14 protein-coding genes are annotated in these 15,533 nt (G+C 43.2%); 1 reads left to right on the forward strand and 13 read right to left on the reverse strand.

Annotation, left to right across the window (positions count from 1 at the left end):
* Window positions 1-33: 33 nt before the first annotated feature.
* The 9 genes from DW159_RS11810 to DW159_RS11850 all read right to left on the reverse strand — a co-directional run bounded on the left by DW159_RS11810 (window position 34) and on the right by DW159_RS11850 (window position 9,055).
* Window positions 34-1,785 (reverse strand): ABC transporter ATP-binding protein, encoded by a 1,752-nt coding sequence (locus DW159_RS11810; RefSeq protein WP_117550985.1) that lies wholly within the window; start codon window positions 1,783-1,785, stop codon window positions 34-36.
* A 423-nt stretch (window positions 1,786-2,208) separates the two neighbouring features.
* A complete protein-coding gene (locus tag DW159_RS11815; RefSeq protein ID WP_187115872.1) occupies window positions 2,209-2,763 on the reverse strand; it encodes a phosphatase PAP2 family protein in 555 nt (184 codons plus the stop codon).
* Entirely contained in the window at window positions 2,763-3,104 is a 342-nt protein-coding gene (locus tag DW159_RS11820) for a phenylpyruvate tautomerase MIF-related protein (protein ID WP_117550989.1), read from the reverse strand. The genes DW159_RS11815 and DW159_RS11820 overlap by 1 nt, the downstream gene beginning before the upstream one ends.
* Before the next feature lie 251 nt (window positions 3,105-3,355).
* A complete protein-coding gene (locus DW159_RS11825; RefSeq protein ID WP_117550991.1) occupies window positions 3,356-5,329 on the reverse strand; it encodes an NAD(+) synthase in 1,974 nt (657 codons plus the stop codon).
* Window positions 5,330-5,365: 36 nt separating this feature from the next.
* Window positions 5,366-5,824 carry a GtrA family protein gene (locus DW159_RS11830; protein WP_117550993.1) on the reverse strand — a complete coding sequence of 153 codons (459 nt, stop codon included), beginning with the start codon at window positions 5,822-5,824 and terminating at the stop codon, window positions 5,366-5,368.
* A 2-nt stretch (window positions 5,825-5,826) separates the two neighbouring features.
* A complete protein-coding gene (locus DW159_RS11835; RefSeq protein WP_117550995.1) occupies window positions 5,827-6,768 on the reverse strand; it encodes a glycosyltransferase family 2 protein in 942 nt (313 codons plus the stop codon).
* Between the two features lie 12 nt (window positions 6,769-6,780).
* A complete protein-coding gene (locus DW159_RS11840) occupies window positions 6,781-7,140 on the reverse strand; it encodes a hypothetical protein (RefSeq protein WP_147323115.1) in 360 nt (119 codons plus the stop codon).
* Entirely contained in the window at window positions 7,094-7,882 is a 789-nt protein-coding gene (locus tag DW159_RS11845; protein ID WP_119998051.1) for a hypothetical protein, read from the reverse strand. The genes DW159_RS11840 and DW159_RS11845 overlap by 47 nt, the downstream gene beginning before the upstream one ends.
* Window positions 7,883-8,179: 297 nt before the next feature.
* Entirely contained in the window at window positions 8,180-9,055 is an 876-nt protein-coding gene (locus tag DW159_RS11850) for a phosphoribosylaminoimidazolesuccinocarboxamide synthase (RefSeq protein ID WP_004850368.1), read from the reverse strand.
* Window positions 9,056-9,489: 434 nt separating this feature from the next.
* Here DW159_RS11850 and nrdD point away from each other — a divergent pair, with 434 nt between their 5' ends.
* A complete protein-coding gene (gene nrdD, locus DW159_RS11855) occupies window positions 9,490-11,685 on the forward strand; it encodes an anaerobic ribonucleoside-triphosphate reductase (protein WP_022216859.1) in 2,196 nt (731 codons plus the stop codon).
* Window positions 11,686-11,806: 121 nt separating this feature from the next.
* Here the strand turns inward: nrdD and DW159_RS11860 are convergent, their stop codons facing one another.
* The 4 genes from DW159_RS11860 to DW159_RS11875 all read right to left on the reverse strand — a co-directional run bounded on the left by DW159_RS11860 (window position 11,807) and on the right by DW159_RS11875 (window position 15,361).
* A complete protein-coding gene (locus tag DW159_RS11860) occupies window positions 11,807-12,022 on the reverse strand; it encodes a hypothetical protein (protein WP_117551001.1) in 216 nt (71 codons plus the stop codon).
* 12 nt (window positions 12,023-12,034) lie between these two features.
* Window positions 12,035-12,253, reverse strand: coding sequence for a hypothetical protein (locus DW159_RS11865; RefSeq protein WP_118649791.1), 219 nt, complete (start codon window positions 12,251-12,253; stop codon window positions 12,035-12,037).
* 116 nt (window positions 12,254-12,369) lie between these two features.
* Entirely contained in the window at window positions 12,370-13,812 is a 1,443-nt protein-coding gene (locus DW159_RS11870; protein ID WP_117551003.1) for a DUF6034 family protein, read from the reverse strand.
* Window positions 13,813-13,882: 70 nt separating this feature from the next.
* Window positions 13,883-15,361, reverse strand: a complete 1,479-nt coding sequence (locus DW159_RS11875) for a DUF6034 family protein (RefSeq protein ID WP_117551005.1) — start codon at window positions 15,359-15,361, stop codon at window positions 13,883-13,885.
* Window positions 15,362-15,533: the final 172 nt, after the last annotated feature.

A 15,533-nucleotide genomic window follows, 5' to 3' on the forward strand; every position in this document is an offset into this window, starting at 1 on the left:
TCCTGTCATTACACTGCCTCCTTTCCTTCATAATTAATTCATCTTCTCATCGAAATCACCGCCGCCAGACATCTGTACGTCGTAGATCTCCTTATATATCGTGTTGTTCTTTAACAGATTCTCATGTGTGTCGAAGCCGCTGACCATTCCGTTATCCAGAACTATGATCCTGTCAGCATCCTGCACACTTGATATTCTCTGGGATATGATGATCTTGGTGGTGTTCGGTATCTTGGTTGCAAATGCCTGCCTGATCTTCGCATCCGTAGCGGTGTCAACTGCGCTTGTGGAATCATCGAGAATGAGTACCTTCGGGCTCTTGAGCAGCGCTCTGGCAATACAGAGTCTCTGCTTCTGACCACCAGACACGTTGCTTCCGCCCTGCTCGATCCAGGTGTTATATCCATCCGGCATCCTGTCTATGAACTCATCCGCACAGGCAAGCTCGCACACCTCACGGCACTCATTCTCCGTGGCATCCGCCTTGCCCCATCTCAGATTATCAAGTATCGTACCCGAAAACAGCACATTCTTCTGGAGCACAACCGCCACTTCATTTCGGATGACCTCCATATCGTAATCACGCACGTCATGTCCTCCGACACAGACCGAACCACCGTCCGGTTTCACATCATACAGTCTGCTTATCAGATTGACAAATGTCGACTTACCACATCCGGTTCCACCTATCACGCCGACCGTCTCACCGGATTTTATGTGAATATCTATATCTTTCAGTGTATCCTCCGCACTTCCGGCCTTATACACGAAGTCCACATGGTTAAAATCTATTCTTCCATCAGGGACCTCCATGATCGGCTCATCAGGATTGGTCATGGTAGGTGTCTCCTCAAGGACCTCAGATATTCGTCTCATACTTGCCATACTCATGGAGATCATGACAAATACCATGGACAGCATCATCAGCGACATCATCATGCTCATGACATAGCTGAAAAGTGATGTAAGATTTCCAGTTGTCATGCTACCACCGACTATGAAGTGTGCTCCGATCCACGACAGGAGCATCATACATGTAAAGATGACAAACATCATGATAGGATTGTTGAAAGCCAGCAGGCTCTCTGCCTTTATGGACAGCTCCGCAAGCACCTCAGCAGCCTTGCCAAACTTCTTGTCCTCATACTCTTCCCTTACAAATGCCTTTACGACTCTTATCGCAGATACATTTTCCTGAACACTAGCATTCAGGTTGTCATAGTTCCTGAATACCTCGTCAAATATAGGGGTTACCTTGAATATGATGAAGAACAATCCAAATGCAAGAACCACAAGTGCTGCCACAAATACAAGTGACAGCTCCACGTTGATTGTAAAGCACATTATCATACTGCAAATGAGCATGAGTGGCGCACGGACTGCGATTCGTATGAGCATCTGGTACGCGTTCTGTACATTTGTCACATCCGTCGTCATACGTGTTATAAGACTGGCGGTGCTGAACTTGTCGATATTTGTAAATGAAAATTCCTGTACGTTCCTGTACATGCCCTCCCTCAGATTGCATGCAAATCCCGTCGAGGCACTGGCAGCAAATTTGCCCGCCATCACTCCAAAGAAAAGGCTTAGGAAAGCCAGTACAAGCATGAGTCCGCCATACATATACACCTTGCTCATGTCCTGTCCGTTGATTCCTTCGTCAATTATTTTGGCGGTCACAAATGGAATGAGGATCTCCATAAAGACCTCTGCCGCCGTAAAAACAGGTGTAAGTATCGAGTTCTTCTTGTACTCGCCCACCTGACCAAGCAATGTTTTGATCATTCTATTTCCTCCTTGTTTCAGTTTGAAATGCTGACAGAATCCTCAGATGCACAAAATCAGGAATTTGATTTATGATATGCGATATCTGATCGTCAGCTATGTGTGATTTGACGCAAGTTGCATAAATAGTAATACTTCTATTTTTTAATGTCAATAGTATACAGAGGCGTTTTATTTGTGAAATTTCTGTGTATTTAAAGTATTTAATGTCATATTAAAAATGAGGCATATGAACAGCTTCTTAGTCCATATGCCTCATTTTATAGAGATCTAATATGTAATTTCCGCTCTTTTTCAAGATATTCCTGAATCTCCAAAGTCAATGTCTTCAAAACTGTCTACCACTCATGATTGTATTTCTCCAAACCAACGACTCGCCAAATCATGTTGCTCATGGAAATCTTTATCCTCACAATCTGGTTTTCACTGATTTTCTATATCTGTACCTGCCGCCCTGGCTGCAAGCTTCTTATCAATCGCTCTAAGTATAAATCCTGCTGCCACTCCGGATGCCACTCCTACCACTATACCACCCAGAATATCCGTCGGAAAATGTACATACAGATACATCCTTGAAAAAGCAATAAACACAGCCACAACACATGCTATACTGCCCAAAAGCTTCTCTTTCCTCATGAACAACGCCGTGACAGCCGCAAATGATGCCGCCGTGTGTCCCGATGGGAAGGAATAATCCTTTGGTTTCTTCACTATCAGATCTGTAAAATTCGCCACATCATATGGTCTTGTCCTGGCGACCAGATTCTTTAACAGGCAGTTGGTTATGAGAAGATCAAGGATAAGTGCGATGGCCATGCACGGCCCTGCCTTCCTCGTCTTTGGAATGATCAGCAGCACAGCCGCCAGCACTATCCACAGTATTCCCGCATTTCCAAGGGATGTGATCGCCACCATGATCTTGTCAAGCCATGGGGTATGTATATTCTGGAGAGCGTCAAGGACTTCTATCTCCCACATCAGAAATTACCGCCGTTCCAGCCCCAGTCATGTACGCCGTGGTAAGTCACGTACACCGCATTTCCCGGGATTCCAAGCACATCCGCAAATATATCGCAGATCTTTCCTGTCATTGCATCACAAGCTTTAGGAGTCACATCACCGAATACGCTGACTTCCACATATGCACCCTTATCAAGTTTCTTTCCGCCCATGAACAGGTCATATCCATCGTTTATACCAACCATAAGGTAGCTCTCCGTCTTGTTCATCGTTGTTATCGCCTGACCAAGACTATTCTTAAGAGTCTCCTTCTGGTCATCGCTCATCTTCACTGTAACCTTTGAATCTATAAATGGCATTTCTTTGTCCTCCTAAATTATATTATTCATATAAAATATATACACGACTTTTGTAGACATTTGTCTTTGTATGCTATATTGTGGCAAAATCATAATAGCACTACCAAATCAGGGGAATACGATGCCGCCGGTCCTTAGGTGGCGCAACAGGCGGCACCTTAGTACCGTTGCAGGCTGAGTTAAGCGGGAGCGACCCCTGATTGGTATGCTATTATGATTCTGCCATATTAATAACTATCCCAGGCAAATGTCTACAAAAAGTCCTCAAATTCTATCTCAGACGGCAGTCTCAGATCTCCTCTCGGGCTGACCGATACGGTTCCGACCTTCACGCCATCCGGCATACAGTTCCTCTTGAACTGCTGGCGGAAGAATCTCGTGTAGAATACCTTCTGCCATTTGTCGATCTCGCTGTCTGAGAAATTGTACTCGTCACTCTGTCTTACAGCCTCCTTGCACAACTCATTTACCTCCTCAGGGGACATTCCATATCGAAGTGTATAATATAAGAAGAAATCGTGCAGGATGTATGATCCCACGGTGTCCTCCGTCTTCTGCGCGATGGTTCCGTCCGGGTTCGGTGGAAGCAGCTCCGGGCTGACCGGTGTGTCTATGATATCGTCTATGATCGGCGCGATGCCCACAAATCCATCAACCTCCATGAAGTGTCCGACTTCGTTCACAAGTGAGCGCACCAGCGTCTTTGGTATACTTGTATTCACCGCATACATGCTCATATGGTCGCCATTGTAGGTGCACCAGCCAAGTGCCAGCTCCGAGAGATCTCCGGTTCCAACCACGAATCCGCCCTCCTTGTTGGCGACATCCATGAGTATCTGTGTTCTCTCCCTCGCCTGACAGTTCTCATAAGTGACGTCATGCACGCTCTCGTCCTGTCCAATATCGGCAAAATGCTGTCTCACCGATGCAGCTATGCTTATCTCTCTGCTGTCACAGCCGAGCAGTCTCATGAGCTTTGTGGAGTTGTTCTTCGTCCTATTTGTCGTTCCAAATCCCGGCATGGTGATTCCCACGACAGTTGTGGATGGAAGTCCCGCATTCTTCACCGCCTGTGCCGAAACCAGCAGAGCCAGTGTGGAATCAAGTCCGCCTGACACTCCCACGACCACACATTTGCAATGGGTGGCCTCTATCCTTCTCTGAAGTCCGGCAACCTGCATCTTGAATATCGCCATGCACCTCTCAAGCTTATTTCCCGATGGGACAAATGGTGTCATCTTCACCTTCATGAGCACATTTCCTTTGTCCATGAGCGGGGTATCGCACACCACCGTCTCATACTTTCTGAATGCGAAATCACGCTTGCAGTCGGCAAATGACTTGTTTGCTATCCTGTCGTGTCTGATCTTGGTGAGACTTATATCCCTTATCAGCACTCCTTCCTCAAATGGCTTTACCTCGCCGAGGAGCTTGCCGTTCTCGTACATCAGATTGTGTCCTGAAAATACCAGATCCGATGTGGACTCGTACATTCCCGCCGACACATACACATATCCGCACAGGCAGTCCGACGACACACTTCCTATCAGCTTGTGCCTGTATGCAGCCTTTCCGATGACCTCATTTGACGCGGAAAGATTGAGTATGACCTCTGCTCCCGCCATGGCGAGAAGTCTTCCCGGTGACACAGGCGTCCAGGCATCCTCACATATCTCTATACCAAGCTTTACTCTCTGGTCTACGCTGCCCATATCTATCATCACATTATTGCCAAACAGCACTTCACTGCCAACAGCCCTGCTGCCATCATATTCAAGCTCATCTCCATCATCTTCCGGATCCATGAGATTTACCATCACCGCATCATACTTTCTGGCTGAGAACCATCTCTTCTCGTAGAACTCGCCATAGTTTGGAAGGTAAGTCTTCGGCACGATGGCCATGACTCTTCCGCCCTGCAGGAACGCCGCACAGTTGAACAGCTCCCCGTCCACCTCAAATGGCAGACCGACCACCAGTGCCGACTGACCGGTACAAGTCGCCATGGCAAGCTGAAGAAGACCTCTTCTCGCGCCATCTATGAGCTTTCTGTTCTCAAACAGATCCGCACAGGTATATCCCGTGATAGACAACTCTGGCGTCACTATGACATCCGCAGCATCCTTATACTCTTCATATATATCCATTATCTCTCTGACATTTCCGCTGACACTTCCGATATGAACCTTCGGCGTAACGGCCGCCACACGCAGCATATTCTTCATGTATGAATTCCTCCTTACATTTGGCTTTCATCTTGTTTAGTCTTTCTTAAATATAATCAACTTACTTATGATGTAATTAAGTAATATAACGATAATCTGTGCAACAATCTTAACTATCATACTATTAAAACCAAGTATAGATATAAATACTAATAGAATTACTTCTTCTACTACCAATGTAATTATTCGTCCACCAAAAAAGGCTGCCATCTGCTTCAGAAAGTCTTGCACACCACTTGTAGGAGAATCAAAAACCCATATACGATTTGTCAAAAAAGCAAATAATACAGTAATTATCCACGATAAAATATTCGCTATCAACTCATTGATACCCAAATACACATTAAATAGTGCATAAGTACAAATGCTTACTATAAAACTTAATCCTCCAAATACTAAATATAAAATCACTTCTTTATACTTACTATATAGTGGTTCAAATACTCTTAGCCCCGGAAGTTCAAATATTTTATCAAAAATATCCTTTTTTTTCATTGCTAATTAACCTTCTTTGAATTCTTGTCATTCGTTTCAGATATTATATAATGTGGTCTCTTTTTTGTTTCCAAGTACATCTTAGCTATATACTGCCCCATTATTCCTAAACAGAAAAGCTGTATTCCACCTATAAATATGATTACACATATTATAGATGCCCATCCGGCAACAGGATCTCCGAATACCAATCTTCTGACTATCACCAAAATAAGGCTTAAAAAGCCCACAAAAGTCATTGCCATTCCAAACCAAGAGGCCACTGAAAGAGGAGCTTGTGAAAAATTAATAATGCCATCTATTGCATATTTCAGCAGTTTCCAAAAACTCCAGCTAGTCTCACCGGCAACTCTTTCAATATTCTCATACGGCAGCCAATATGTATTGAAACCGATCCACCCAAATATGCCTTTTGAAAATCTATTATACTCGCCCATTTCCACTATGGCATCGACCATTTCGCGCTTCATAAGACGGAAGTCTCTTGCTCCGTCTACAATATCGGCATCTGATATTTTATTAATGATCTGATAAAACTTACGGGCAAACCAGCTTCTGATTTTTGGCTCGCCTTTACGATCAGCCCGCCTTGTAGCTACTGAGTCGTATTCTCCGGATTCCAGAATTTTTAACATCTGTGGTAACAATGATGGTGGATCCTGCATATCAGCATCCATAACAGCTACATAATCCCCCTTTGCATTACAAAAGCCCGCATACATTGCAGCCTCTTTGCCAAAATTTCTTGAGAAAGAATGGTACTTAACATGTTCATCTTTTGCAGAAAGCTCCCTCATTATTTCCAATGTTTTATCTTTTGAACCATCATTTACGAGCAATAGCTCATATTCTACCCCCATATTTCTTACTACCTTTGTTACTTCATCATAAAAAATCGGTAGTGATTCTTGCTCATTATAACAAGGAACTATTAAACTAATCATCACACATTCTCCTTATCTAATATTCTTTCTTCTCTTCGCAACGAGTAATTTTATACCAATAAATAATACAACTATAAAACCTATAGCTGAAATTATTTCTGAAATTCTCCAACTTATCGGCTCTCTAAATCCTATAGTTAATGTTCCATTATATCTTGGTGGTACCTTGAATGTCACACAATTATTTACAGAACCAACCAAATCTAATTTCTTATTATTTTTATCAAATACCGTATAATACTTATAATTAAAAATAGGCACTTGAACAATCGCATCATCTATTGTGCTATCGTTTTTTATTGTTAAATATGCATCTCCTTTGTTTTTATGATAATCTGAAATCAAATCTCCATGAAAACTGAATACTTCCAACCTGATACCCTAATCCATCTATTCCCAGAATTTGCTGGATACTACCCCATGGGAAAAATTTACATATGAATAATGTGTTTACAATACCAAACGCACTGAAGATTTTTATACAAAAAATTGCTTTTTCATTACCTTCTTTGGAAGAGTATTTATATAGGCAATATAATGTAAGCCCCAAAGATAAAATTAAAGCTGCACCTAAAGTGATGCACTTCCAACCTTCATTTCCAGGAGCAAACAGCTGAAATATGTCTATTATTTCTTGTGAGCTATTATCTAAAAGTCTTAAATCCCCAGCCTGTACTATGGTTTCCTGGCTTACGAAGTAATCAATAAATGGAAGCAAATACCAAATTGTAAGTACTAAGCACATTATGGCAGCTTTTATGAATGCCATAATTCTTTCTTTTTTTAATGTTATTTTTAATAAAACTATACATAAAATAATAAGATTTACGACTACTATCTCGCAGGTCAATACATGACTCAATATAATCCCAGACATTCCCAACGCCAAATATATCCACTCATTAATGCGCGGCTTTTTACTATTATAAATAAGATATACCCCAACAACTATAAGTGGTAAAAACGTCATATAATATAGAAAAGCCACAGGATATAGAAAAAAATCACAATAGTATATCGGAGTTGGATAACTGTATCCGTTATCCAGTGAGGTCCCCATTCTAATAATAAAATTTCCATTTTGCGCAGAGAAATTTTTTAGATCTAAATCCAAAACTGTCCTTGGTTTTATAAGTGTCTCACAAATTTAGTTTATAAAATTGCCGTATATAACTTTTATTTTTTACTTTATCATTTAATGCCATTTTAATCAATATACTTCATTTCCTGCGTACCGTTTTACCAGGATTCAGAACCTCTTGTACTTCTAGTGCAGCGCAGTTTCAAAATACCGTTTAAAGAGCACAGCCTGGGAAGCGTAAAAACACAAAAATAAGACTCCCGGGCACATCATTACGCCGGAAGTCTTATTCTTAATAATATAACAGTCTGATGCTATATAGTGTAGGATTTACTTTCCAAGTGGCTTGCCAGTAAGCTTCTCATAGCCCTCAAGGTAGATGTCAATAGTCTTCTGAGCGACATCCTCTGGAAGCTTCCAGCCCTTGTCAGGATTAGCCTTCAGCCAGTCACGTGCGAACTGCTTGTCAAATGATGGCTGGCCATGACCTGGCTCATATACATCTGCTGGCCAGAATCTTGAGCTGTCAGGTGTAAGCATCTCATCGCCGAGAACGATATTGCCATTCTCATCGAGACCAAACTCAAACTTTGTATCTGCAATGATGATTCCTCTTGTAAGTGCGTACTCTGCACACTTCTTGTAAAGTGTGATGGTGTACTCCTTGAGCTTTGAAGCGTACTCCTCGCCCTTGCCAGGGAAGTACTTCTCAAGGTGAGCAATGCTCTGCTCATATGATATATTCTCATCGTGATCGCCAATCTCGGCCTTTGTTGATGGTGTGTAGATAGGCTCAGGAAGCTTATCAGACTCCTTTAATCCCTCTGGGAGCTTGATTCCACATACTGTGCCATTCTCCTTGTAGCTTGCCCAACCGCTTCCTGTGATGTATCCACGAACGATACACTCGATCGGAAGCATCTCAAGCTTTCTGCACATCATGCTGTTGCCATCGAACTTCTCCTGCTGGAAGAACTCAGGCATATCCTTTACATCAACTGAGATCATGTGGTTAGGAAGAATATCCTGTGTCATGTCAAACCAGAACTTTGACATCTGTGTCAGAACTGTTCCCTTCTTGGAAATTACATTGTCGAGGATGACATCGAAGCAGCTTATACGGTCTGTAGCTACCATGATCAGGCTGTCTCCATTGTCATAAATCTCACGTACCTTACCTTCTTTGATTGGCTTTAATTCCTGCATTTTTTTATCTCCTTGATATTTGTATTAATACCTGTTAGAAATTGTATTCATATAAGTGTGTATCACTTTTTATGGTTGCTTGTCAAGGCTTTGGAAGCCCTCAAAAATTTTTTCTCAAAATTTGTCAAGGTTTATGCGCCTCACGGGATTTTTATTGTGTAAAAGCACATTTTTCATCTTTACAATATCATTTGTGATGACTATAATAACAGAGCACAATATCTAGTGGGTGCTTCACATTATTTCCACCAAATATATTGTGTTCACAATAATTATTGCATATTTTTTCTTTATAAATAATTCCATGCGGCACAGGCAGCCGCATCTACTATATTACGTCGAACCAGACCTGATTGGCCTGATTTAAGTTAACTTGAATGATTGGAATATTACGAATAAATTTACCATTGAATTGGAAGAGGGAGGCTATTGCTGTGTCAGAGGAAGCTAAAACACACGTACACGTAATCAAAAGGAATGGAGAAGAGGTGACATTTGACCTGTCAAAGATCGAGAATGCCATCAAAGCTGCCAACAATGAGGTTGACAAACTCCACCAGCTCAACGAATATCAGGTTCACGCCATCGCGGACAACCTGGAGAAACAGATAGAATCAATGTCCCACGCAGTTCACGTGGAGGACATTCAGGATATGGTCGAGACCGGTATCATGGAGATGAGAGGATATGAGGTTGCACAGAAATATGTGCGTTACCGTTACAAGAGAGAGCTCGCACGTAAGTCCAACACCACGGACAACGGAATCCTTGCGCTCATAGACCATATGAACGAGGAAGTCAATCAGGAAAACTCCAACAAGAATCCGGTGATCAACTCGACACAGCGTGACTACATGGCCGGTGAGGTATCAAAAGATCTGACCAAGAGAATGCTTCTGCCTGAGGATATAGTTGAGGCACATGAGGCCGGAATCATACATTTCCATGATTCTGACTACTACGCTCAGAAGGAGCACAACTGTGACCTCATCAACCTTGAGGATATGCTACAGAACGGAACAGTGATCAGTGAGACCATGATCGAGAAGCCGCACAGCTTCTTCACGGCATGCAACGTCACCACGCAGATCGTGGCACAGGTTGCCAGCAACCAGTACGGCGGGCAGACGTTTACCCTGTCTCATCTGGCACCATTTGTGGATGTTAGCAGGAAGAAGCTCCGTGCACAGGTCATCGAGGAGCGCAAGGACTGTGGCGAATCCCTTGATGATGCCATTATCGACAAGATAACAGAGAAGAGACTTCTGAACGAGGTCAAAAGTGGAATACAGACTATACAGTACCAGCTCATCACCCTGATGACATGTAACGGACAGGCACCATTTGTCACCATGTTCATGTACCTGGATGAGGTTCCTGAGGGACAGACAAGGGATGACCTGGCACTCATCATAGAGGAGGTCCTGAATCAGAGGATCAAAGGAGTTAAGAACGAGAAGGGAATCTGGATCACTCCGGCATTTCCTAAGCTCATATATGTTCTGGACGAGGACAACATCACCACAGATTCCAAATACTGGTATCTGACTGAGCTTGCCGCCAAATGCACCGCAAAACGTATGGTTCCTGACTACATCTCCGCCAAAGTCATGAGAGAGATGAAGGACGGCGACGTATATCCATGCATGGGCTGCAGATCATTTCCTACAAAGGAGGACGGCATCAGGAATCCTGATGGATCCCGCAAATATTACGGACGTTTTAACCAGGGTGTCGTGACCATCAATCTTGTTGATGTGGCATGTTCATCATACGGCGACATGGACAAATTCTGGAAGATCCTGGACGAGCGTCTTGAGCTTTGTCACAAGGCACTCAGATGCAGACATGAAAGACTGCTCGGAACCATATCAGATGTCGCTCCTATACTGTGGCAGCACGGTGCGCTGGCAAGACTTAAGAAAGGCGAGAAGATTGACAAGCTGCTCTTCGGCGGCTACTCAACTATTTCCCTTGGCTATGCCGGTCTCTGCGAAATGTGTGTCCGTATGATCGGCAAAACACATACATCCGAGGAAGGCAAGAAATTTGCGCTCGCTGTAATGCAGAAGCTCAACGACAAATGTGCTGAGTGGAAGGCCGCTGAGAATATCAGCTATTCCGTATACGGAACACCTATGGAGTCCACTACTTATAAATTTGCCAAGAATCTGCAGAAGCGTTTCGGCATCATCCCGGGCGTAACAGACAAGAATTACATAACCAACAGCTATCACGTACATGTAACCGAGCACATAGACGCCTTCAGCAAGCTGAAGTTTGAGTCAGAATTCCAGAAGCTGTCACCGGGCGGCGCCATCAGCTATGTTGAGGTTCCAAACCTCCAGAATAACATAGACGCAGTCCTTGAAGTCATGAAGTTCATATACGACAACATTCTCTATGCAGAGCTCAACACCAAGAGCGACTACTGTGAGAAATGTGGCTATGACGGCGAGATTAAGATCGTGACAGACGATTATGGCAAGTTGGTGTGGGAGTGCCCTAACTGCGGCAACCGCGACCAGAACACTCTCTTCGTTGCAAGACGTACCTGCGGTTATATCGGAACCCAGTTCTGGAATCAGGGACGTACACAGGAGATCAAGGACAGAGTCCTTCACCTGTAGAATTAGTCAGCTTAAAACTGATACTTTCAAATAAAAATACAGACAGCACAATTGTGAATGAAGTGACCTCAAAAAACAATTGACTGTCTGTATTTTTATTACTTTCTTATAACTACAATATCTAGCATACCCTCATGTAAGCGGCATCATCTGCAAAATCCGGCTGATCCGAAACAAACTTTATAACATCTGCGGATTTTACGCCTGGATTTCTTTTGATATAAGCAGTGAGCATTTCTAATCTTTCTGCATTCTTCTGAGCATAATGCTCCATAGCCGAGACAAACTCAAAATAAGAATCATCTATATTGTTGAGCAGTTTTCTTAATTCTTCCATAACTACGCCCCCTTACATTTCTATTCTCATATATATATTATAGTTATCATATCCATGATTCTCAAAATAATACCAATATGGTTTATTATCTATTCCATACGAAATATGTACTGCGTATGTTTTTCCTTCGTATTTACTATAATTCGTATTTATTTCTCTGCAGATTTTTGCATATTCTGCCCTATCCAAGATAAATGTATTATAAACAAATCTCACAACTTCTCCTATCATTCATAATATCATCTGCACATAAATTACACAAGCTAACACCAAAACATATTATATACCCTAATTTGTGATAATAGATGCAAATGTAATTTTTGATAGATTTAGATGTAATAATCCATTTAATACGTCTCCCACAACTTCATATTCTTGGCATTATCCACTATGTCAATGCAGCTTCCGTCAATTGCATTTATACATACAATCTGGGATATCTCCCCTACCGTGTCCTGTCCCCGGAGCTCCTCGCTCTGTGTAAATATCCATGCAGGAATGTAGCAGAGCTTTCCATCGTCATCTGCTGTCGCCATGTATCTGAGTGCCACGTTGTTGAACTGAACCTTGCCATATCTGGTCTGGTATTTCTCATAATATGTTGCAATGCCCTCATTTGCCTTTGCGATCATGTCGTTCCAGCTCATGAGTTCCACATCCTCCGCCTGCAGGGATGAAGGATCTGTGTAAAGCTGGGCAAACATATCTACAACTCCATCATCATCAATATTTAATGTTACACTGTCACCAGGCTCAAACATATAGCCATTCTGTGTCTGGAGATTGTCAACGTTATATAATTCGCCCTCTCTCTCCTTTGCTCCGTATATAGACCTGCTGAGCGTTACCGAGTATCCACTCACCTTGGTCTGCTTTACCTCGCCATTGTCATCCGACCATATTCTGGCAAGCGGCTCTGTCTTTGTACTCTCCATACCGTCTATCCCCATCTTTGAGAGGAAATTCATCGCTTGGGATATGGCATCGTTCTCCGTGAGTTTGCTCTCATTTGTGACATTGGTCAGATCTATGTCTGTGGCATTGCTGATGCCCGTCACATAGGTGTATGTTGCGCCGCTCACACCATCCAAAAGCTTGTTCTCCTCACTCTCGGATTTGTAAAATGATATATACACACCTGCGTCTGTATTGTCATCCTCACCGCCATACTGTGATATACTCACCGTATATTCCTTGTCTCCATATTTGCCTGTATACGATGAATACGGGTCATCATAATTCTCCAGCAAAGGAAGTGAATCCGGTGCATCTGCCATCTGCTTCTTGTATGTCTCTATCTGGGTATCATACCAGGCATCCGACGAATCATCCCCCTGACCCTGAGCCTCCTTCTTGAACTTCTCTGTACTCTCTATCATACTCTTCAGCTCATCCTTGGTCTGCACTCCATCCTTGCGGATATATATGCCCTGGGACTTGTCCAGGAGTCCCTCGACAATGCTCTGTATCTGTGCAGCATCAAGCTTCATAGTGCTGTAATATACCCTCTTCATGGAATCCGTATCAGGAATATCTATCGAACCGGAACAGCTTATCTCTGACAAGCCCGAATTGCCCACATCAAATGTCTCATCACACTTCTCCGGGATTCCCAGACTCTTTGCAAGGCTGCCACCCGCATCGTTACTGCCATCATCACTGTATCCACTTGCCGAACCCGACTCTCCATCCAATGTATAATCAACCTTTTTATTTCCACATCCTGTCATCTGCATCGCCATCACTCCTGCCAGCACACATGCTGCTATTCTTGTCGCTCTCTTTCCCATGATTATCTTCCTCCTTGTCATTTCGCAAATATTCATATATTAGACATTTCACCTGACCATATCAGCACATTTATTTTGATATGGTTTTTGTTCCTGCCCCAGTCTCCGGGTCTGTTCCGTACCATGTCTCAAGACATTTTGCAGTCTCAATTATATCTACACAGCTTCCATCCACTGCGTTTATGTACACAAGCTGCACTATATTATCGTATGCGCCATGCTCCTCTGAGATGTCATTATTTTCAGACTGGGTCAGTACCCATGCCGGTATGTACACAAGATTTTCTCCATCCTGTATACAGGGAACATACATAAATTTCACATTGTTAAACCGCACCTCTGAATAGTCGGTAGGATATTTTTCATAATATTCCGCTATGCTATCGTCAGCCTTATTCACCATATCTTCCCAGCTTAGGAGATCCACCTTTTCCCTGACAAATGAATCCGTATCCGTACTTAAGATTGCTCTCACATTAAACACTCCGCTGTCATCCACACATACGGATATCCTGTCACCTTCGTACATGACGTAACCATTTTTATTCTTCAGGTTATCCACTCCTGTCGGGTCTATATAGGCAGTATCCACTCCGCCGATCTGTATTCCAAATTCGAACATGTACCCATTCTTTTCAGCTTTTATAATTTCAAATCCGCTGTCCAGCCACGACCTCACCACAGCCTGACTTCCGCATTTTGCCATTCCGGATATTCCCATCCTATCCAGAAATGCCTGAGCTTCATGCTCTGCTGTATTTTCATCTATCCCACATTTATTTTCCTGGTCTTCAATATCGCCGCCAAAATAGTTTTGCCCGGCGGTCTCCGTCATCACTGCATCTTCCACATCTGCAAGATATTTCTGCTCCTGATCACCCGCCGGCTCATATACTATGCTTACCCTGCCAGATGCATCTGCTGTGTCATCCCCGGATATCCACAGGCTGTACTGTTCACCGTCATGCTGGCCTATGTATATCTTATTTGTCGTATATTCTCTGACCGGCGTATACGAATCGGGGGCTTCCTTCATCCGCTTCTTCGTCTCTGCTATGTCACTCTCATATATCTCCGCAACATCCTGCTGCCCTTCTTCCAGAGCCTGCTGCCTGTACACCTCTATGAGGTCTATCTCCTTCTGTATCTCCTCCTTCGTCATATTCTCGTCGCCGTCATCACGGCAATATATTCCCTGGTCTTTGTCAAATACACTCTCCACCATGTCCTGTATCCTCGACGTATCCATCCTCATCCTGTCAAAGCTTACAGTATACGCCCTGTCCACATTTGCAACCTGTATGTCATCATCCAAAAGACTTATCTCCGAAAGCTTTGAATGACCGGTATCAAATGTTAGATCACAGCTATCAGGAACGCCAAGCCTTATACCGAGTAGTCCTCCGCCATGATCCTCCTCAATGGAATCACCATATATGTATTCTGTCCTGTCCTCATCACCGCTCGACCTGTTCTCACAGCCACATATGCCACATACGGCAAGTACAGACATGACCAGCGCAGTTTTCCGCCACGAATTTCCTGACATTTTCTGCCTCCCTTCACATTAAACTTCAGAAATGTCTCTGCTCATAATGTATTGTAAAATGGGTGTACATTAAGAAACAATTGCCGGGAACTTTAAGATATTCTTAAGACGAAAAAATCCCTTCCGTATGATGTACCTAATCATACGGAAGGGATCTGTAATCCACATTATA

Source organism: Coprococcus sp. AM14-16 (assembly GCF_003434675.1).
Lineage (GTDB): Bacteria > Bacillota > Clostridia > Lachnospirales > Lachnospiraceae > Coprococcus > Coprococcus aceti.

Excerpts from the sequence above, each read along its gene's own strand:
- DW159_RS11810 (WP_117550985.1), bottom strand. The coding sequence starts at position 1,785 with ATGATCAAAACATTGCTTGGTCAGGTGGGCGAGTACAAGAAGAACTCG.
- DW159_RS11815 (WP_187115872.1), bottom strand. The coding sequence starts at position 2,763 with ATGTGGGAGATAGAAGTCCTTGACGCTCTCCAGAATATACATACCCCA.
- DW159_RS11820 (WP_117550989.1), bottom strand. The coding sequence starts at position 3,104 with ATGCCATTTATAGATTCAAAGGTTACAGTGAAGATGAGCGATGACCAG.
- DW159_RS11825 (WP_117550991.1), bottom strand. The coding sequence starts at position 5,329 with ATGAAGAATATGCTGCGTGTGGCGGCCGTTACGCCGAAGGTTCATATC.
- DW159_RS11830 (WP_117550993.1), bottom strand. The coding sequence starts at position 5,824 with ATGAAAAAAAAGGATATTTTTGATAAAATATTTGAACTTCCGGGGCTA.
- DW159_RS11835 (WP_117550995.1), bottom strand. The coding sequence starts at position 6,768 with ATGATTAGTTTAATAGTTCCTTGTTATAATGAGCAAGAATCACTACCG.
- DW159_RS11850 (WP_004850368.1), bottom strand. The coding sequence starts at position 9,055 with ATGCAGGAATTAAAGCCAATCAAAGAAGGTAAGGTACGTGAGATTTAT.
- DW159_RS11860 (WP_117551001.1), bottom strand. The coding sequence starts at position 12,022 with ATGGAAGAATTAAGAAAACTGCTCAACAATATAGATGATTCTTATTTT.
- DW159_RS11865 (WP_118649791.1), bottom strand. The coding sequence starts at position 12,253 with ATGATAGGAGAAGTTGTGAGATTTGTTTATAATACATTTATCTTGGAT.
- DW159_RS11870 (WP_117551003.1), bottom strand. The coding sequence starts at position 13,812 with ATGGGAAAGAGAGCGACAAGAATAGCAGCATGTGTGCTGGCAGGAGTG.
- DW159_RS11875 (WP_117551005.1), bottom strand. The coding sequence starts at position 15,361 with ATGTCAGGAAATTCGTGGCGGAAAACTGCGCTGGTCATGTCTGTACTT.